This window comes from Eubacterium sp. AM05-23, assembly GCF_003477535.1.
GTDB lineage: Bacteria > Bacillota > Clostridia > Eubacteriales > Eubacteriaceae > Eubacterium > Eubacterium maltosivorans.
The window spans coordinates 24,471-44,851 of the sequence record NZ_QUDF01000019.1; the positions used below are offsets into that span (position 1 = coordinate 24,471).

The window sequence follows — 20,381 nt, forward strand, 5'->3', positions numbered from 1 at the left end:
GTTAAATGTGTGCTAATAAAGAACTTGATTATCGTTATAATAAAATAGTTTTATATGGATATTAGTGTTTTCCAACCTTTATCCGTTTAAAATACAGAACCATGCAGCCGCTTACCGCTGCCAGCATCATCGCTGCCATGGGATAAAGAACTGCCGGATTATTTAAAATACCGGTATTCGGGTTGCCGCCTGTTACATGCGGCTGAGGACTTTCCGGTGTGGGCGCTCCTGGCGTCGGAACCTTGCTGTCATCACCCTTTACCTTGACCGTAACATCTATAAGCATGGTGGCGTAATTGGGATCGTCAGGTATAAAGCGCATTTTATAATTGCCGCTCTTTTCCACCTTAAGGTCAGAATCCACCCACTCAAAGGTACCTTTAAGAGCCTTGCCGTTGATGTCCAGCGCTTTGCCCTCCATGTACTTAACCTCTTTCAGGGAAATCCCCTTGTCCACCGGGTCTTTGACCTGAGGCGCAGGATCAAAGGTCGGCAGAGCCTTGTTGACGGTGTAAACCGCCCCCTCAGCCAGGGTAAGGGTATAGTTATCCCCTGCGCTTAAGGTACCCAAATTAATCGGATAAGTGCCGGCGTCTTCACCTGCCCCGCGGGCCAGAGCGCCTGTCATTTTATCATTGCCCACCAGAGCGGGTGACAGCGTGTAGGTGAGCTCGCCGTCTTTTTCGCCAAAGGTTTTTCCTAAAACCTTGCCTTCTTCCAGAGCTGCCGGTGTTACTGTAATGTTCAGCTGCGCAACCTCCACAGTCGCTTCTGCTTCGCACTGGCTGTATTTGCCCGGTTCGGCCGGAATAAAGACTACTGTCGCTTTCTGGCTGCCCGCGCTCAGGAGCGCGTCCGGATTTTCAAACTGCCAGGTTCCTTTTACCTCCGCATTGTCCGCGCCTTTAACACTGCCGCCGGACAGAGTGCTTTCGTCCAGCTTTTGGCCGTAGGTGATACCAGTGGCTGTTGGCGCCTGGGCGGCTGTTGTGCCCATTGGGCTTACGGTCACGCTGCACTTGGCAGTTTTGCCATTGACAGTGGTAGCGGTAATGTCAGTTGTTCCCGCGCTGATTGCGGTGACCTTCCCGGTATTGTCCACCGCGGCGATCTTATCATTACCCGCAGACCAGGCGATGGTTTTGTCATCGGTGGTGTCGGCCGGGTTCACGGTGGCGGTTAAGGTGTCGCTGCCGCCTGCTGTCAGGGATAGTTTTTCCTTGTTTAAGGTCACTCCGGTGATGGGGGATACCACCAGGACGGAGCCGTTGACAAACTCAAATGGCACAGTTCCGCCATCACTAGTACCGACGACTTCAGGGAAATTTGCGACATCTGCTCTAAAAGCCAGTTCAGCGATCCCAGAAGGCGCATCATCTTTAACTTTAAACTTAAAGGTCATAATCGGCTTGTTGATCGCTTCATTTTCGCCGCTGTTTGAATTAACAAAACCTTTAATTGTTGATATTTTTGCACTTTTGGCTTTTACTGCGGCTACACCGCCCTCCCAAAGCGTGCTGTCCTGAGTCCCGCTGATAAATTCCAGCGTGTCAGCTTCATAGTCAATGTAATACTGAAGGTTGCTGCAAGGTTGTTTTGTTGAATCCATGACCGCATTGATGGTCACCTCACTGCCCCTTGTAACCGGCACTTTCTGATCCAGAGTAAAGATTACCTTGTTTTCCTCTGCTTTAACCTTCTGCGGCATAATGGCCGATGTTAAGCTGAAACAAGCCAGAATCATTACCGACAACATTAAAGCAGCTGTCCGTCTAAGCTTAAGTTTATTCTCCATTCTTCCTCCATACTTCTTTTTAAAAGACTTTATCTGTCTCAAGAATATAACGTTTCATTTTGTTCGCATCCTGAGAGTTGATCCGGCCATCAAAATTGACATCAATGGCGGTTGTTTCCAATTCCGACTTTTGATCTGTTTCCAAAATGATCCGTTTTAATTTCCCGCTATCCTGCGCATTGATCCGCCCATCAAAGGTCACATCCCCCAGGAGCACATAATTCGATACAATGGCGCATTGTCCATCGGCCAGATCCTCCTCAGTGACGGTATAACGGGTTTTGTACTCCCGTTTAACCGCTGTGGGTTTGGAAACCAGCTCCGCCCTGTTTTCGGAAACCGCGGTGGCATAAGGGACATACGCTCTCTCCGCAATATTCCCCGACGCTGCAATCTCAAGCGTCATTCCCGGATAGACCGTATCGCCTTCTTTCAGCTCCCGCCCATCTGTGGCTGCTTTGATACCGCAGTCCTCAACCGATAAAGCGGCTCCGTCTTTATCCACGGTTTTATAAATCAGGTTCCCCTTTGGGGTATCCGCACTCTCGATCTCAAGCCTGCTGTCTTCCTCCCGCAGGATAAGGTTCAGCTCGATGGTTTTGATATGGATATTCGTCACCAGCTGGATAGTCCCGTCTGGCAGGGCATCCATCTCAACGCCGTCGAGGTTCCCGGTGCGGTCGATTCGGAAATCCGCCGTGCCGATGACCTGGCCGTTTTCCATCGCAAAGAGCTCATGCGCTCCCTCGGGCACACTGTTAAAAACAAACTGCCCGTTATCATCGGTCCGTGTCTGCTGAACCTCCGAGTGCAGTTCAATATCCGTGTTGGCCAGCGGCTCGCCGTTTCGGACGATCCGGCCCCTCACCACAAAGCGGTAGTTCTCATCCTGGGAGACGTCTGAAGGGATATAACTGACCTGAAGGGTCCCGTCATCGCTGATTTTGGGTAAGCTCAGACGGTTGTTTTTCACCTGATGCGTCACATCGTTTCCCTGATAAAACACGGATAGAATTTTATAATCGGTTTTGGGTTCCAGCGTGAAAACGACGTCCTGATGGCGCGGGATTTCCAGCGCTGTCCCAGAATCTACATCGGCATTGTCTTTTTTCACGCTCCCGCCCCGATTGTAATAAACCGATACCTGGTGGCTGGACGGCACGGTGGCGGTGATGGGGGTGCTGCCGCCTTTTTCGGCAGCGGCTGAGGCGGGTGCGGCCAGCAGGCACAAAATGAGGCTTAACGACAATAGGATTTTTAGTTTTTTCATTCTGTCCCTCCTGAGCCGGCATCCTGCATCTCTACCCAAAACGTCATGTTGGCCTGGTAGGCGCCCCCAGGCGCATCAGCCCAGTCCTGTTTGCCGATGTGCACCCTTATGGGGTAAGCCCGGTTGTCGGTCACATCCACGTCTGTAAAATCCATGGTGCAGGGCAGGGTCTGGCCGCTTTCTGTCTTCAGGTTTTCCAGTTCACCCCTGATTTTCAGCTGTTTCCCGGGTTCCAGCACCATCATGGAGACGCACACTGTCCCGGCGTCGGTATCCTCCTGATTATAGGGAATATCGACCCCGGCAGGTACCTCCAGCATGTACCCGGGCATCAGCTCGACTTCCATCTCAGCCGAGCCCTCAGGGTAAAAATTGTTGAGCTTACCCGCTGAGACACCGGGCCCAGTGAGAAGAAGCAGGCCCAGTACCAGGGTGATGATTAAGTTTTTTTTCATTGCAGGACCTGCTTTCTGTAAAATGAATGGCGGCGGCAGTTAACTCGCAGGGGTCGTTGACTTGGTATTCTCTGTGACCGTCGGTGAGATGGTGACTGTCAGCTGACTGTTGTATTTTCCCGGAGCCGTGTAACCATCCCACTTTGTGTCGTCCAGTTTTACTTTTCCGACAGCGCTCTTAACGTCCTCGGTCATGGTGACGATGGTGTCTCCCTTCTCGAGTTCTTTATCTGCTGCGTCCATCACTTTGTAGGCATCTTTTACGATGACGGTCGGGTCCTTCACATTGGTCATGTTAAACTTGTTGCTGTCCGTTAATTTTACCGCCAGATTTTCGATAGTGTAGTATTTCTCCCCGTCCTGCACATCAGCTTCGGTTCCGTTGTGGATATAGGAGGAGTAGGACAGCTCCTTCACTAATTTGCTGGGGTCTGTGGTGGCAGAGATCTGTTCAAAGGTGATTTTCTGGGGAATATCCACCGACCAGGTCGCTTCACCCGGGGTCACTTCCTTGAAAGAGAGCTCCAGCTCGGTCTGGTTCTTACCCTCGGTGCCGTCTGTGGTGACGTCATTCGCACCCGCAGTGGTGTCATTGCCGCTCCCATTGATGGGATAACTCTCACCAGCCGCAAAAGCAGTGGTGCCAAAGCATAGGGCCGTCATGGTGAGTGCCGCTAAGCCCACGGCGATTTTCTTCTTCATTGCCATTTTTATTTACCTCGTTTTCCTTTTATAATGTCACGGTGCTGGTGTTACAGCTTCTGTGGTCGGTGTGATGGAAACGGTCAGGTTCCCTTTGTAATTACCGTCCTTAAAATCTTTAAGTTTTGTCTTGTCCAGCTGTACCTTACCGGTTCCGTCGGCCACATCCTCGGTCATGGTGACAATGGTGCCGCCAGCAGCCACTGTTGTGAACAGGCCGTCTTTATCGGCAGCTGCGCCCGCGGCCACAACGCCGTAGGCTCCCGCTACCTTCGCAGGGTCTCCCGCCGCATCGGCGTTAAACATGGTGAAGGTGTTGGCAGCATCGCCATCCGGCAGCTTGATCTCAAGCTTGGTGATCTTGGATTTCGCATCAGCCACATTGTTGTTGATCACAGAGCTGTAAGCCAAATCCTTGACCAGAGCGCTCTGGGGGCTGTTTACTGAAATATCACTGAAAGCAATGGTCTGCGGAATATCCACCGACCAGGTTGGTGCTCCGTCTTCCAGTTTATAGGATAATTTTACCTCAGTCTGGCTGTCCGGCGTAGCGGTGTCCCCGCTGCCGTTTACCGGATTGTCTGCGTCTGCCGCCAGGGCGGTGGAGCCAAAACATAACGCTGTCATTAAAACCGCTGCCATACTGGCAGCTACTCTTTTTTTCATAGCCATTTTCTTAATATCCTCTCTAATTTTTTAAATCTCAGGAAGCCGGCGTGCCAACCTTTTCAGGGGTGATGACCACAGACAGGTTTCCCTTATAGCTGCCATTTGCAACGCCGCTGGCGGATAAAACGCTCTTATCCAGCTTGATTTTTCCTTCGCCATCGATTTTATCCGGGGTCATGGTCACAATCTTACCCTTTGCGTCCACAAAAGCGCCGTCCGTGCTGCCTTCAGCCACCACACCAAAAATGCCTGTCAGCTTGGTGGTCGGTTCGTCCGCTTTGTACATGTCAAACATCTTGTTATCACCCAGTTTGACGGTCAGGCTTTTAATTTTATTTTCTTCTGTGATTGAATCCACCGCATTATTGATGGCGCAGCTGTATTTTAAAGGCTTTTCCAAGGCCGAATCCGGGCTGTTGACGCTGATGCTGTTAAAGGAAACCTCCAGCGGGATATCCACCGACCAGGTGGGGTCGGCCGCTGTGGTGTCCAGGGTCATCTTAACCTCGGTGTTTTCATCGGTCACGCTGTTTGTTGTCCCCGACCCGTTGACCGGGGTGTTGTTCTCATCTGCCGCGAGAGCGGTACTGCCAAAACACATGCCTGCTACAATGATGGCGGCCATACTGGCGGCCAGTCTTTTTTTCATTGCCATTTTTCTTTACCTCTTTCTTTTAAAATATCCTGTGCTGAATGCCTATTCAACCGGATCGCTTTGATCTGGCGTTGGCTCTGGTGACGGTGTCGGATCGGGCTCAGGATCAGGCACGGTCAAGCGGGTCGGTGTGATCTTCATGGTCAGCTTACCTGTGTAGGTACCGGCGTCCTTGCCGTTGAAGCTCGCTTTATCCAGCTCAACCAAACCAGTGGCACTGTCGGATGCCTGGGTCAGGGTGGCGATGGGGTTTTTGCCATCGGTCACGTCGGCCTTTGACGGATCCTTCACCTTATAGGCGTCCGCAATGGTTTTGGTTGCATCGGTGGTCAGTGCCAGAGTCGGCTTAAAGCTGTCACCTACCTTTACCACAAGGTTCGCAATCTGGTTTTTCAGGGCCTCGTCGCTTGTGTTCACGTTCAAAATCGTGGCTTTAAGCGGCAGATCCTGGACAAACTCCGCTGCCGAGGTGGCTGTCACATTACTGAAGGACAGCTTTTTAGGAATCTCTACCGACCAGGTGGCGTCACCTTCCTTGATGGTTGTCACTTCAATTTCTGTCGAATTTGAATTGTCCGATGTGACAGCCGCCGAATTATCCGTGCCGTCACTGTAAATGGTGTTCGTTTCTGCGGCAAAGGCCGTTGTGCCAAAGCACATCGCCGTTACCGCGAGGGCTGCCGCGCCTGCGGCCAGCTTTCTCTTCATGGTCATTTCTTCTACCTCTTTCTGTGAGAAATTAAAATATATTGTCGGGGAAAGGCGCCAGCAATGGCACACTTCCCCATACAACTGCGCTTGCTGCGGCCTACTCGCCGCCGACCACTGGATCATCCCAGACAGCGTGCCAGGTCATATTGCCTGTGTAGCTGCCTGCATACAGCGTTTGGGAACCCGATAGCAGAACCGAACCCTGCTTCACCCGCTTACCGTCTGTTTCCGCATCATCACCGCTGAAGGTCCAGAAACTCCCTTCGGTGTAGAGCTGAACGCCGCCGGGAGTCTGCACCCGGTACTGCGGGGTAAAACCATTGTGGCTGGCCGCGGTGTTGTTCATGATGAAGGTGCCCCAGGCGCCCATGGCTCCCTTTGATGGCGAGAGACTGACCTCTACGGTCCGGCCCTCCTGAATATTACTTTCCACGGACAAATCGAAATCTGCCTTGACACCATGCCCGATGATCACTGGATTTTCAGGCGTTCCAGCCTGTATCTCAGCCGGGATTCCAAGCTGATAAGTCATATCCGCCAGCAGTGAAGCTGTCAGATTGTCATCCGCGTTGGCGCGCACTTTTCTCCGGTAGACACTGCCGTCGGGCAGTTCTGCCGAAACACTGGCGTAATAAGCGTCCTCCGACACAGCCGAAGCGGCCGTATAAGGCAGATACATACTCAGTAAACCGCCCGACGCCCCATCGACCTGGAAATCCGGTCCGGAGACCGCTGCCGACCAGCTGACTGCCGGAGACGCGGCGGTGCCCGTATCCCCATACCAGATGGTGGATCCGGTGACCCGCTGTCCTGCGTAAGCCTCTGGTGTTTCGCCCACCTTCAGCACCACACGGTGCAGGGGAATCTTCCCGCTGCTGTTTTGGGCGGTATCGTTAACCGGGTTGCGGACATTGGCGCCGCTGCCCTGTGCTGTCACCGAGCCGCCGTTGATGATGGTGGCCTTGTGGGCTAAGGCATTCGCCCCTGCCCCGCTGCCGATACCATCCGAGCCGCCGCTGCCCACAGCCGCCACATTGCCGCTGTTAATCCGGATTTCTCCAGCCAGCTGGGTGTTTCCCCCGCCGATGCCTGCGCCGCCGCCTGCACCTCTGGCTGTGACCATGGCGGTCCCGCCGATGGTGACCGAACCCTCCGGCACACCGCCGATGCCCGCGCCGGTGCCGCCGCCCTCAGCTGTCACTTTTCCGGACTCAATGCTGATGGTTTTGGTGCCGATGCCTGCGCCGGCGCTGCCGGTGGCGTTTACGGTGGCGCCGTTCAGGCTCAGGCTGCCGCTTCCGGAGGTTCCGGCCGGGCCTGAAAGATTCAAGGTTCCCGATCCCGAAAAGGTGCTGATGCCTTCGCTCAAAAGACCGGTTGTTGTTCCGCTGAAGCTGGAAAAACTGCCCTCCTTCAGGCTGAACTCTGCCGTAGCCCCGCCTTTGATCTGTAACGGGATGTCACTCCCGCTTAGGGTGAGCTGGTCAACATTGATGGCCGTTGCGCCCACATGGTTGCCGGATACCACAATAACCCGGTGTGCAGAGGGTTTTGTCAGATCACTGGACTTCAGCGTAAGCGCCTTCCCGCCTAAGGTATTATAACCTTCTGTTTCGACCACCACGCTTTCATCAATAAGGGAATCACTGAAGATAAATCCGTCCTTGTATATATACAAGTCCTTATTAACCGCCACTGCATCTGAAAAGTCATACTCCAGAGAAACGACAATCTCAAGCGTCAGATTTTTCTGGTAGGTGGTCTTATCCCCTGTGATCAGAGGCCCTGTCTCCTGACCCGTTCCCGGGTCAACCGACTTAAATCCTGACTCGGTCACTTCGATAACCAGGCTGTATTGCCCTGCGGTTAAGCCACTCGGATCCAGACAGGAAATCGCACCTGTGTCAGTGTCAACCTTAAATTTGCTGTTTCCCTGCGCCATTTTGTAGGTAACGCTTCCCGCAGGATTGTTACCTGTTACTTCTGCGGCATCCATAAATGGCACCTCCGGTGTTAATTTCGTGTTGACATAACGGTTGTCCTCACTTTTAGTTTTATACTCAAGCTCCGTAATGCCATAGAGCGCCAGTTTATCCTGTACGCTGTTAATAAAACGCATGCTCGGGGTCGTGTCCGCACTCCGGGTGAGCCCCAGCGGAAAAATGACCAGCTGGTAATTATCCCCCTGCATGCCGTCCAGCAATGTGAACTGGGACGTGGCGGTATAGGTGCCGTCTCCGTTATCCGTCAGGGTGGCGTGGCGCACGGTGTCTGTGTTCGAAGCCGCGGCAATCTGCCCGTAATCCCCATTCTTGATCCAGTAGGCGTCTGCCAATAAGACCTGGTTCTCAGCATCGTACATATCACTGCTGAGACGGATGCCTGTCATCTCCAGCTTGGACTCCGTATTGCCGTAAGACGGCCCGCTCTGCTGGGTGCTGCCAAAGCTGGCAGCGTAGGTTTTCACCTTGACCTGCGGGCTTCTTATATCCCGGACGCCGCCCTCCCCGATGCTGGTGTCGTCATAGGTGATCTTCGTGACCCTCAGCTCATACTCGCCGGATAAGGACTCCGCGTAGTTTTCACCCAATGTGTATTCCAGCGTTTTTTTATAGGTTTCGGTTGGAAAATCCGCGGTTTTTAATGTGCCCGCAGCCCCGTCAACCGGCGTGTTGTTCTTATACCACTGCCAGTCCATACTGCCCTTAAAACTCGGTGAAATCTCAATGATGGCGGACAGGTTTTTGTTCTCGTTAAAATAGGCCAGCTCATCCGCCGTACTGTTCTGACTGAACTCCAGCAGTCCGGATTTATCCGACTGGATCAGCATCAGGTCATCCAGTGAGAGATACACCCACTCCGAATAGAAATTGAAGGGGCCGTACCCTTTGCTGGCCTGATCGGCCGCGGTCTGGGTGCTTTTCAGCCGGTACCAGCCCGGGTCAGTCGCTTTTGTAAATTTATTATTGGGCGCCGCCCGGGTGCTGGATGTACTGCCCGCCGCCCCTCCGGCAGTCCATGAATCGGAGGCTGTCAGGCCGCTTAATGTCTGGGCGCCCGTATCCCCCGCGTCTCCGGTGGCCGGCGCTGTCTCCTGGGGGTTGGCAGAATACTGCCAGATGTAGTCATACTGATCCAGTGCCACACCGCCGCTGTAAGCCTGCAAATCCGCTTTCAGCTCATATGGAGTCTCGCCGTTGATGGCACTGGTCCGGGTCTGGTTCGTCATACCCACGTTGACCACTTTTAAATTCAGGGTTAAATCCGCCTCAAAGCTCTCCACCGCGCCTTGAAACTTGCCATCGATCAGCTTGTTCTGTTTTACCTGCATTTTCGCGCTGAACTGCGTATCGCCGCCCTTCAGCCCTGAGGTCTTGACTTGAAGATCCCCCGTCCACGGCATGTCTGGATTGACCATATAATTCAGCTTGGCCGCATCCACATTGCTGCTCTTGAAGGTTGAAATATGCGGGAGAATAATCTCAAAGTTTTCGCCCAGCGTATCGGCTGTCTTCAATGGCGCGAACTGGGCCGGGTCCCCTTGTTTGATAAAGGCGTTGTCGTCACCTGTCTGGATGACCGTCTTGGCCGCTCCGTTCTCCTCAATCTGCGCCAGGGTGATGGCCGGCTCATACGTTGTCGCAATTTCATTTTGGTAGGTGCCGACATCTTTGTAACAGTTGAGGGCAAAGGAATTTTTGAAAATTAACTCGCCAATATTGCCGCTCACGATACCGACAAAACCACCCTTTTTATCCCCTGCATTCGGGGTCTCACAGGACACCCGGCCCAGGTTGTAACAGTTTTGAATCGTGTAGGGCTGACCTGTTCCTGAGTTGGAAGCCAGCAGGCCGCAGAAACCGCCAACGTTCATATTACTTAGCAGGCTGTTGCCGTCCACATCCTGTAAATTATCAACGATGATGTCCCCTGTGTTCGCAGTGTTGGTCACATCGCTAGTAGATTTTCCCACCACACCACCGATGTTACCACCACCGCCGTCTGCGGTGATGTTGGTGATTTCAAACCTTCCTTTATGGATTGAGTTCTGAATCTCATTGACCTTTCCGCCAATTCCGCCCAAGTAATAGGATAAACCAATCTTTTTGACGTTATCCATGACATAATCAACGTCGGCTTCACAGCCGTACATATTGACGAGCGAATTACCCTCATTGCCGGCAATACAGCCGCTGACACACATTCCGTCTCCTTTGCCATCGTCACCGCCTATTTGGATGTTTTGATAATAAATCCCGCCATTTTTAGCCGAACTGTTATGGATATTGAGAACACTTAGATTACCGCCGCCGCCGGCCAGATAACCAAAAATCATTCCCTGTGTAAATTGAGCTATGCCATTTTTTCTAAGGTCAAAATCCCGCATGTAGATGGAAGAACCGTTTGTATGGCAGTCACGTATATCTCCCATGGTTTTTCCCTTATCGTATGGGTAATCGGCCGTTCCCCAGATAAAGCTGACAGTAAAGAGGCTCATGTTTCTGCTCGAATATGGACTGCCGCCTGCGGATATCTCGCTGTCGTTGACACTACAGCCCTCAATCTTCAGGTGCGTGCCACAGGCAATGAGCACCGCATTGTTATTCTGACTGCTGGTATACATGCTGGCATCTATAAAATTTAGATTTTTAATCGTTGAAAAGGTCACCTCATCCCAGACCTCTGTCCCATCCTCCAGCCACCACATGGAATTATACTCATTGATAAACCCCAGCGAACCTAACTGACTGGCATAACTCCAAAGCGGCGTGTCCAGCTGTGTCAAATATTTTCCCAGTTTGGTGTCATTCAGTCGCAGACCCGTAATGGCGTTACCCTGGCCGTCAAACAGCGAAGCGGACATATACCGTATCGGCACCCAGTAGTGTGCCGACAGGTCGATGTCCCGGTCAATGTAAATGTTTTTATTTTTGAAGGTGTTACCGTCATAGGACAGTTTTGAGAGGCCTGCCAGCTGTTCGGCCGTTGCGATATGATAATCGGTCGCACCCGCGTTATACCAGCTGGTATCATAGTAGGCTGTGTTATCCAGCCAGGTGTCATCATTGACAGCTGCCTTTACGGTGATATCATTGGTGGAGACCGCGGCCCTCGTCCCGCTTCCCCCTGCCGCTTCTGCTTTGATGGGCATCTGCATTGTTCCCAATGTCAGCACCACCGCCAGCAGGACGGGAACAATATGTCTTAAAATTGGGGTTTTTCTATTCATGGCGGTTCCTCCTCTAATTCTGCTTTATTTTTACTCAACCACCAGCTGTGCCTCGGTAACGGCGTTGTTCATGGGGGCATGGTCGCCCTCCAGCTCAAAGGTGTTGTACTGCAAGGTAATGTCATAGGTGCCTGGGCTCAGCTTCCGTGTGAGCTCAGGGTCTTTGATCTCACTGCCTGGAGGCATGAGCTTGGACTCGTAAATCACCCGGTTTCGGTCTTTTGTCTTCACGACTACCTGGAAATAGCAAGGGTTGCCCTCTGGGTTCACCAGGTTCCATTTGGTTTTGCCGTCGGTATTGGCAGTGATGACCGTATAGCCGGGAATGTTAATGTTTTCACGCTGGGGTACGTTCTGGGTAGGCACAGCCGCGGCGCTGGGGTCAATGTCCAGCTTTTGCGGGAACCAGGTGTTCCAGTTCAGTGCGCAGTATACTGCTGCCGCCAGCAGCGCGACGCCCAGCAGAGCCAGCACCAGTGTTTTATGGCTGCGTTTCCCCACAACGGCCACAAAAACATCGTCATCGACTCTCGCGTAGCCAACGACGCTGTTGATAAGGCCTTTAAATTCACTGCCTTTGTACACGGATATCTGGTGGCCCTCGCTATCTTCCAGCCGCTGGGCAACCGTGTACTGGCCTTCTTTTATTTTTCCAATCCCCCCGGCCACTCTATAGCCGCCCTGGGGATATAAAGTTTTCATTTGCTTCAGGGTGTAATAGCCGGTGGTGTAGCCGGTTTTGGAATCGGTGTACCGGCCGCCATAATTGCTTTCCTGTTTTAAATGTATGCTCACGTTTGTGTTTCTCCTTTAAAAAACTTTCTCTCAAGAGAGAGCCGCGGCGGGGGTTTTTGGCGCACCCCGCCGCGGGTGGAATAAGGTAAAAAAGATATGCTTTTCAGCATTTTATTTCAGACTCCAGAAATGACGCTTTCTGGTGATGGGGGAGACGATGATGTCGTCCTCCTCCTTCTCTGTCATGAAACCGTTAATCTGGAACAGCGCTTTAACCAGGTAGTCATCAAACTGGATATTGCGTTTTCCTTCCATTATTTCTTTGGCCGCTGCCTCGGTAAGGGCCGGGCTGCCCGGTGTTTCGTGGGTCAGGTTATCCCAGGTGTCGGCGACGGCGCAGAGCCGGCCTACCAGGACGATTTCCTGACTTTTTCGTCCGGCAGGGTAGCCAAAACCATTCAGCCATTCATGGTGGTAGAGACAGGCGTCGCTGGCAATGCTAAAAAAGATAATGCTTTGTTCATCTTTCTCATCCTCACTGGCCTGCCGATACAATTCGCTGAAAAAAGTGCCTCCCTTTTCCGGATGTTCTTTCATATTCTCGTCGCTGCACATGGCTTTGCCGATATCGTGGTAGTAAAAGGGCAGCTTTCCACGCCAGCACCAGATCTCCTCAAATTCCTGCCACTCCAGTACAGCCAGCAGCTCGCGAACGAGGTCACCGGTACGTCTGCAGTGGTCTCTTACGGCTTTGCTGCATGTATTAAAGCTCTCATTCAGCTTTTTTTCCAACATGCTTTTCCTCTCCTCCAATAAAAAAAGTTATACTGTCTTTTCTGTTAACAGTATAACCTTCTCCAAAATATCGGGCATCGACCAAAAGGGATGATTTATATCAGACTGAGTTTCTCAGCCTTTTTGATGGCATCAGCCTTTTTGGATACCTGAAGCTTATTATAAATATTGCGAATATGGGTCTTGACAGTCGGCAGGCCAATTTTCAGTTCTGTTCCGATTTGCTTGCGGGCGTAGCCCCTGCACAGCAGGGTCAGTATTTCTTTTTCTCTGACTGTAAGACCCGCGGCACAGATGCCGTGATAGTTCTCATACAAATCATTAAAATGGCGGCAGTCCTCCAGCACAGGCTCTGCATCCTCAGGTTTCAAGCGGCAGAGCATGGCAAGAACATGGGGGGACAGCTCGATCAGAGGACTGTAGTATCCATCTGGCCGCATATCCGAGAGCAGGCTTTTTAATATGGGTGCGCCGTCCCCTCTCTGCTGCTCGACCGCAATGGCCTTGAACAGACGGGCGTAGATCTCGCCGATGATAAAATGGTTCCGTCTGGAATGCTCCAGCAGAAGCTCGGCGTGAATCTCAAGCTTGATGGGGTTGTTCTCCAGAATTTCTGCCATGCCGTGGACAATGGCAATGATGCCCTTGCCCTGAGGCGGCGCTGTATAGTATTCGGTGTCGCCCTTTTTCAGCCATACGGGAATCTCGTCTGTGCGTCCCATTACGGCGCTCACAAAGCCAAGAGCGATCTCTGCGCTCTGGCGCTGGCTTGGAATATCGCTGTTTGCAGCGGCTTCCTCCATTTTTTTACGGCAGCTGCGGATTTTTTTCTCATCGCCCAGATACAGCTCAAGCCGCATCTGCTGAAACAGGGCTGAAATAAGGATGCTTTTCTGCTTTTTTTCTTCTGCCTTAATCTGAGCCTTTTCGATGGCATTCTGTGCCTCGGACCACTGCCCAAGCCCCATGGCATACTCGGCCTCCAGGATATACTCATGCCCAGCGCCGCACCCTCCGGAAACATGGGTATAATACCAGCCATCCTTTTTCAGCCGGTCCAGTATCTGCCGCAGGCCGCCAAAGCGGCTGTGATATAAGTACAGGATACTGGGGCAGCCAAAGGTAAAATCCATCTGGCTGCACTGTATCTGGGATTCGCCTCCCTCAAAGGCCTCGTAGGCCTGCCGGTGGCGTATCGACATTTCTTCCAGATCATTGAATACCGCATAGCTTTCGATAAGGGCAATCTCACCCAGGATGCGCTTTTTATTGGGCAGGTTGGGGTTTTTCCGATAAACAGCCTTTGCCTCCTCCAGAAGCTCCAGCGCTCTCTCGGCGTCTACCACCACCAGATAAGAACACAGAAAGGACAGATACGCCCGCGGGTGGCTGAGTCTTTTCCATGGCGGTATCGCCTTAAAGCTTTCAATAATGAGTGACGGAGCCTGATCCAGCAGCTCAGTAGCGCCTTTCTGCTCCATGATTTCCAGGATAGCGTCGTCGTTTCCTGCTCTGCGGTAAGCATTAATCGCCTCCAGAGGCTTTTCCTGCCGCTGATACCACACACCGTTCTGGCGGTTGAGCTCCTGAATTTCTGCCTGACTGAGCAGATTCTGCTGATTTACCACGTTTTTTAAAATGGTGTGCAGCTGGTAGGTTCTGCTCTGGGTATGGTAGTGAATAAAGCAGTTTTTGCGCAGCATCTGCTGCACTACGGCGGCCGCTTCAGGCGCACCCGTGACAAAGGATGCCTGCTCCAGGGTAAAGGTGTTGAGCTGGGACAGCTGAACCAGTATCTTTTGTTCGGCCTGTCCCATCTTTTCACAGATGGCTGTCCACACAAATTTTTCTGCCTTATCAATAGCGTCCAGCCTGTGGGTTTCTGCGTATTGAAGCAGCGATAAATAGACGGTCGCCGTCCAGCCACCGCAGTAGGCGTTCAGCTTTCTTACCGCCTCGCCTTCAAGAGGAAAGCCATTCTGCCTGTAAAAAATTTGTATTTCTCCTGCTGTAAAGTTAAGGCTTTCCTGGCCGATGATGGTACAGCGTCCCTTGATTTCCAGCTCGTAGTACACTGGCTCTGGCGGGTTGCGGGAGATCAGGATGAGCCGCAGATTTTGGGGCTGCTCCTTTGCGATGATCGCCGCCAGGTGTTTCAGGTGCAGATTCTGCACCAGATGGAAATCATCAATGACCAGCAGAATATCCTGACTGAGCTGCTGGGTCAGAATATCCATGATCCTGCCCACATCGCTGCTGCTCTGGGGAATTCCTGCCTCTGACAGTGCTGACGCCAGTTCTGGCAGTCTCTGCCCCAGCGTCTGTACAAATCTTCCCCAGGCCCACTGCTCATCCATAACCTCATCTGGACAGGTAAACCAGATTGCCGGCGGGCCTCCGGACTTTTTCAGGTACATTTCCACGCTGGTCGTTTTTCCTGATCCCATGAGACCATACAGGTACACCAGCGGCTTCTGTCTGCTCCGCAGCAGCAGCTTTTGCAATTTCTGACGCTCCAGCATCTTGGGTTTAAACGCGTTTTCTAACATAACCATTATCCTCTCTTATACGATGGTTTAAACGGTGTGCCAAAAAGCATACTTTTTGGCACATTAAAAAGCGTTAAAACAATATTTGAAAAGCTTATATAAGCATGTTATAATCAAACCCATATTCTTTATATTCCATTTTTTTATTAAAATTTCTCTGTGCCAAAAAGTATACTTTTTGGCACATTTTTAGTCTCACATTTCATGAATACGCCGGTAAAAGGTCCGTACACTGACCCCCAGCAGCTCAGCTGCCTGGCGTGCCGATACTTCCTTTTCGCAATAGCGGCTGTAAACTGCTTTAAAGTTATGCTCGGTCCTTATTTTAGGACGTCCAAATTTCACACCCTTTTCCCGCGCCTTGGCAATGCCCTCCTGTTGTGTTTGATGAATATAATCCAGATTCTGCTGTGCCACAAAGGATAATATCTGTAATACGAGATCGCTGATAAAGGTGCCAATAAGGCCCTTGTACTGGCTGGTGTCCAGCAGCGGCATATCCATTACCCTTATATCTGCGCCAATTTCCTTGGTAATGCGCCGCCATTCCACGATGATCTCCTCATAATTGCGTCCCAGGCGGTCCAGACTTTTGATAATGAGAAGATCGCCTTTTTTTAATTTTCTCACCAGCCGCTTATAGGCGTTTCGCTCAAAATCTTTTCCACTTTGTTTGTCGCAGAATATATTTTTAGTTGATATTTCTTTCTCCTTTAGTTCATCTATCTGACGGTCTAAATTCTGCCCTACGGTAGAGACGCGCGCATAGCCGTATACCTGTTTTTTATGAGTGTTGTCTTTCTTTTTTAACCGATACATGCGTTGTTTCCTTTCAGTTCTAATCGCCTTTATTTTTTACCTTTTCCATAACAAACCTCTTTCTCAATATATTCTATCTAAAATTAAATTTCTCTTTAAAATTAAATTTCTCTGTTAATGATACCTTAAATCAATGCCAAAACAGCCCGTAAGGCAGAAAACAAAACAGCCTGCCGAAACCCTGAGGGATTTCAGCAGGCTGTTTGATCATTTTAAATATTCTCCCGGACCAGACGGCAGGGGCTTCCGATCGCAACCTTATCTGATGGGATATCCTTTGTCACCACGCTGCCCGCGCCGATGACCACGTTGTTGCCAATGGTGACACCCGGCAGGATTATGGCCCCGCCGCCGATCCAGACATTGTCACCGATGACAACCGGGGCGGTCTGGGTCTTGCAGAAGGCAAAGCTCCCGTCCTCTCTGGGCGGTCCGAAGCGGTCCACCGCCCTGGTCGGATGAAAGGCGGTGTATATCTGAACATTGGGCGCGATGAGGGCGTTGTCCCCGATAACAATCCGATTGTCATCCAGAAAGGTGCAGTTCATGTTGACCTCACAGTTGTTGCCAAAACAGATGTTAACGCCATAATCCACAAAAAACGGCGGCGTTATCCACAGGTTTGCACCGCGCTTTCCCAGCAGCGCTGTCAAAATCCGGTCCTTCTCCTCCAGCGCCTCTGAGGCGGTCTGGTTGTAGGCCCGCACCAGATCCTTGGCTCTGTGCCACTGTGCCAGCAGTTCCGGGTCGCTGCAGTCGTACAGCTCACCCGCCAGCATTTTCTCTCTTTCGGTCATTTTGTTCACCTCATTTCATTCTATCTTCTACAGCGGATACCCCTATCTTAGCACATTTGAGCGCCAATGGATACACAGAGCCGCGGCTGTTTTTTTGTTTCGCAGGCGGGATTATGGATAAATATTATTAAAACCAAAGCCTTATAGGAGGTATTATCATGACTAAAAATAAATTAATCCCAGTTGTTCAGCTGATTCTCGCCATTGTCGTTGTCGAGCTGGTGGGCTTTTGCTCCTCACTTCTGGCCGGTGACATCGCCGGCAAATACGCCATGCTCAACAAGGCGCCCCTGTCCCCGCCCGGGTCCGTATTCGGGCCGGTCTGGATTGTGCTCTACCTGCTCATGGGCGTCGCCATTTTTCTGGTTTTACGGACCAATACGGACGACCGGCTCAAGCGTTCCGCCACAGGGCTGTTTGTCATCCAGCTGCTCCTCAACTTTTTGTGGAGTATCCTCTTTTTCGGCGGCAGTTCTTTCTGGCTGGCGGCTGTTATCATCCTGCTTCTGGACGCGGCAGTCATCGCCTGCATTGTCTGGTTTAAAAAAATCTCCACCCTGGCGGCGGGCCTCATGGCGCCCTACCTCCTCTGGATTCTGTTCGCCACCTATCTGAACATCGCGTTCGCGGTGATCAACTAGCGCGGGGCTATAGCAAGATCATGGATTCTATTTCAATGCTTTCGTATAACCAGAAAAGACAAGGCCCTCAGCGACCTTGTCTTTTTATTGTTGTTCCCTCTTTCTCTGTCCTCCTCAGAGCACCAAGTTAGGGCAGCGGAAAATACTAATTTAAACGCGAGCGGCACAAAGCTGGCAATGGCTTTCCTGATATGGATTGCCTGTTAAGCGGGCAGCCTCACAATCACCTCCACGCCCTTAGGCATATGGTGCCGCATCTGGATACTACCGTCGTGCAGCAGAACAATGCTCTCTGCAATGGCCAGACCCAGTCCGCTGCCGCCAGTCTGGCGCGACCTTGCCTTATCGGCGCGGTAAAAGCGTTCAAAAACATGGCGCATATCCTCATCGCTGATACCAATGCCGGTATCGCTGATTCTCAAAACGACTTTTCCATCCCTCTCCTCTGTGCTCATGGCAATGCTGTCGCCGGGTTCGGTGTACTTAAAGCTATTGTCCAGCAGGATGACTGCGAGCTGGCGAAGCTTATCGGGGTCTGCCTCAATGCTTCCCTTAAAGCGGAAATCCATTGTCATGCTCTTATTTTCCAGGCTGGCGATCTCACTGTAGGCCTCTCCCACACTGCCGAGCAGTTGCTCAAGACATACTGTTTCTTTCTGCAGCGGCGTCTGGCCGGTATCGGTCATTGCCAGCAGGATCAGGTCCTCTGTCATTTTTGTCAGACGCCTGGCCTCGTCGATGGTCCGGTTGACTGCCTCAAACTTATCAATGATCCGGCTTTCCGGGTCGCTCAGCAGCAGCTCCTGGGTAGTCCGGATAATGGTCAGCGGGGTCCTCAGCTCATGAGAGGCGTTCTGAACAAACTCGGTCTGCTTCTGGTAGGCTTCCGTCACTGGCTTCAGGATACGCCGGGACAGCAGCCAGCCGACGCCGGCGGACAAAAAGACTGCCGCGCCCAGCGCAACCGAAAGGCCGGTCACCACATTTCGGAGGATCTCGTCCTCAGCGTCAACGTTGATGAGAATCTGCAGGTATTCCTTCTGCTCATGGTCTTTTTCGATCATACGGTTGATGGCCCGGTAATGGTAGCGGCCATCCAATGTCATGAAATACAGTGTGTCCAGCTCGGCGGAATTAAAGGTAAAGCCCTTATACAGGTCCCCGTAAAGATCTCCGTTAATATCTGAATAAAGGAGCGGACTGCCGTTCACATCTCTGGCAATATACAGCACTCTCGGGTTAATCTCGGGAAAATCGCCGATCAGCTCGGCCTGGTCAGTGGCTATGTCGCCGCTCTCCGGCTCTGCAATCTCAAATCCTCGGTCCTCCATCATTAATGCCGCGTAGGCTGTTCCCTGGTCGGCCAGCAGTATCTTATCCACTGAGGCGTACAGATTGGTCCGTACAATGCCGTAGATCAGCAGGCCCAGCACTGAATAGATGCACGAAAAGGCCAGGATAAAAAGCAGCAGGCTCCGTATAAATTCCCGCCGGATCCATTTTTTCTCATTCAATGCGCTTGCTCTCCATCGGTCAGCATATAGCCGACGCCCCGAATTGTTTTCAGACAGCCGTCATAGCCGCAGCCAGCCAGAATCCTGCGCAGGGCGCTCACGTATACCTCCACCACATTGGAGCTGGTATCTGTGGTAAAGCCCCATATTTTGTCAAAAATCTGGGCTTTGGTCACGAGCTGCTCCTGATGGCTGACCAGGTATTCCAGGATGTCGTACTGTTTGCCACGCAGGTCAAGAGCTTCTCCCGCGACGGTGACCGCGCGCGTTTTTGTATCGACCCGCATCGCCTTAAAGCAGAGGGCCGCAATGTCGTAATGTCCTGTGCTGCGGCGCAGAATGGCCTCGATGCGCAGCAGGAGTTCGTCCCTGTCAAAGGGCTTGACCAGATAATCGTCCGCACCAGCGCGAAAACCCTTTGTCTTGTCGGTCATGGCGCCTCTGGCTGTCAGGATGAGTACTGGTGTGTAAATTTTCTGTTCCCGCAGTTGCCTGAGCACCTCATAGCCGTCGATAACGGGCAACATCAGATCCAGCAGAATCAGGTCATAGATATTCTGGCTGGCGTAGTAGAGCCCCTCCTCGCCGTCAAAGGCCTGCTCGGTCTGGTAGAGCGGCGCCACACACTGCCGGATCACTTCGGACAGGTTTGGGTCATCTTCGATAATCAAAAGCTTCATCGTCAACCTCCTTTTACTTCCAGTTTACCATAATCTACCTTAAAAAACAGTGAAGTACCCAAAGCTTAAGACCCTCTTAATTTTGAGCGTTTCACGAATTTTTAAGCTGAGCTCTGCTAAAATGCAGACAGAAAAATGAATGGAGGCTATTACATGAAAACTAAAACCTTTAAAATTATTATTGCTGTGCTGATCATTGCCATACTGGCAACTGGCGGCCTGCTCATCGCACGCAAATTTCTTCCCAGTGAATCGGCCAGAAAGCCAACTGGTGGAGAACTTCAATCTCAGGAGCAGGACACTGTTGTCAATGACGAACCCGGCTATGGCATCGTAACCGAATAGATATATCGAAAGGAAAAAC

Annotated in this window: 17 protein-coding genes; 2 read left to right on the plus strand and 15 right to left on the minus strand. The window is 51.7% G+C overall.

The window, feature by feature from the left end; genetic code table 11:
* Positions 1-61: 61 nt before the first annotated feature.
* The 13 genes from DW091_RS18850 to DW091_RS18910 form a co-directional block, all read right to left on the minus strand.
* A complete protein-coding gene (locus DW091_RS18850; protein WP_158577945.1) occupies positions 62-1,795 on the minus strand; it encodes an MBG domain-containing protein in 1,734 nt (577 codons plus the stop codon).
* Between the two features lie 19 nt (positions 1,796-1,814).
* On the minus strand, positions 1,815-3,065 hold the full coding sequence (locus DW091_RS18855; protein ID WP_118518975.1) for a dockerin type I domain-containing protein: 1,251 nt from the start codon (positions 3,063-3,065) through the stop codon (positions 1,815-1,817).
* Entirely contained in the window at positions 3,062-3,520 is a 459-nt protein-coding gene (locus DW091_RS18860; RefSeq protein WP_096919128.1) for a hypothetical protein, read from the minus strand. Before DW091_RS18860 ends, DW091_RS18855 begins: the two co-directional genes overlap by 4 nt.
* Positions 3,521-3,559: 39 nt before the next feature.
* Positions 3,560-4,228, minus strand: coding sequence for a hypothetical protein (locus DW091_RS18865; RefSeq protein WP_058696019.1), 669 nt, complete (start codon positions 4,226-4,228; stop codon positions 3,560-3,562).
* Positions 4,229-4,258: 30 nt separating this feature from the next.
* Positions 4,259-4,894, minus strand: a complete 636-nt coding sequence (locus tag DW091_RS18870; RefSeq protein ID WP_147365311.1) for a hypothetical protein — start codon at positions 4,892-4,894, stop codon at positions 4,259-4,261.
* A gap of 31 nt (positions 4,895-4,925) precedes the next feature.
* A complete protein-coding gene (locus tag DW091_RS18875; RefSeq protein ID WP_118518977.1) occupies positions 4,926-5,546 on the minus strand; it encodes a hypothetical protein in 621 nt (206 codons plus the stop codon).
* A gap of 42 nt (positions 5,547-5,588) precedes the next feature.
* Positions 5,589-6,260, minus strand: a complete 672-nt coding sequence (locus DW091_RS18880; RefSeq protein ID WP_118518978.1) for a hypothetical protein — start codon at positions 6,258-6,260, stop codon at positions 5,589-5,591.
* A gap of 94 nt (positions 6,261-6,354) precedes the next feature.
* The gene (locus tag DW091_RS18885) at positions 6,355-11,487 is read right to left on the minus strand and encodes a hypothetical protein (protein WP_118518979.1); all 5,133 of its coding nucleotides are present in this window, start codon (positions 11,485-11,487) and stop codon (positions 6,355-6,357) included.
* 30 nt (positions 11,488-11,517) lie between these two features.
* On the minus strand, positions 11,518-12,282 hold the full coding sequence (locus tag DW091_RS18890) for a hypothetical protein (RefSeq protein WP_058696024.1): 765 nt from the start codon (positions 12,280-12,282) through the stop codon (positions 11,518-11,520).
* A gap of 111 nt (positions 12,283-12,393) precedes the next feature.
* Positions 12,394-13,017 (minus strand): HD domain-containing phosphohydrolase, encoded by a 624-nt coding sequence (locus DW091_RS18895; protein ID WP_118518980.1) that lies wholly within the window; start codon positions 13,015-13,017, stop codon positions 12,394-12,396.
* A gap of 95 nt (positions 13,018-13,112) precedes the next feature.
* Entirely contained in the window at positions 13,113-15,566 is a 2,454-nt protein-coding gene (locus tag DW091_RS18900; protein WP_158577946.1) for a LuxR C-terminal-related transcriptional regulator, read from the minus strand.
* 195 nt (positions 15,567-15,761) lie between these two features.
* Positions 15,762-16,385 carry a recombinase family protein gene (locus DW091_RS18905; RefSeq protein ID WP_058696027.1) on the minus strand — a complete coding sequence of 208 codons (624 nt, stop codon included), beginning with the start codon at positions 16,383-16,385 and terminating at the stop codon, positions 15,762-15,764.
* A 212-nt stretch (positions 16,386-16,597) separates the two neighbouring features.
* Positions 16,598-17,182: a sugar O-acetyltransferase gene (locus tag DW091_RS18910; RefSeq protein WP_118518982.1), complete on the minus strand. Its 585-nt coding sequence runs from the start codon at positions 17,180-17,182 to the stop codon at positions 16,598-16,600.
* A 158-nt stretch (positions 17,183-17,340) separates the two neighbouring features.
* Between DW091_RS18910 and DW091_RS18915 the strand changes: the two genes are divergently transcribed.
* Positions 17,341-17,823: a TspO/MBR family protein gene (locus tag DW091_RS18915; protein ID WP_118518983.1), complete on the plus strand. Its 483-nt coding sequence runs from the start codon at positions 17,341-17,343 to the stop codon at positions 17,821-17,823.
* Between the two features lie 203 nt (positions 17,824-18,026).
* Here DW091_RS18915 and DW091_RS18920 read toward each other — a convergent pair whose 3' ends face one another.
* Positions 18,027-19,337, minus strand: a complete 1,311-nt coding sequence (locus DW091_RS18920; RefSeq protein WP_118518984.1) for an ATP-binding protein — start codon at positions 19,335-19,337, stop codon at positions 18,027-18,029.
* Positions 19,334-20,017, minus strand: coding sequence for a response regulator transcription factor (locus DW091_RS18925; RefSeq protein WP_074618387.1), 684 nt, complete (start codon positions 20,015-20,017; stop codon positions 19,334-19,336). The genes DW091_RS18920 and DW091_RS18925 overlap by 4 nt, the downstream gene beginning before the upstream one ends.
* Positions 20,018-20,170: 153 nt before the next feature.
* Here DW091_RS18925 and DW091_RS18930 point away from each other — a divergent pair, with 153 nt between their 5' ends.
* Positions 20,171-20,362 carry a hypothetical protein gene (locus tag DW091_RS18930; protein ID WP_118518985.1) on the plus strand — a complete coding sequence of 64 codons (192 nt, stop codon included), beginning with the start codon at positions 20,171-20,173 and terminating at the stop codon, positions 20,360-20,362.
* Positions 20,363-20,381: the final 19 nt, after the last annotated feature.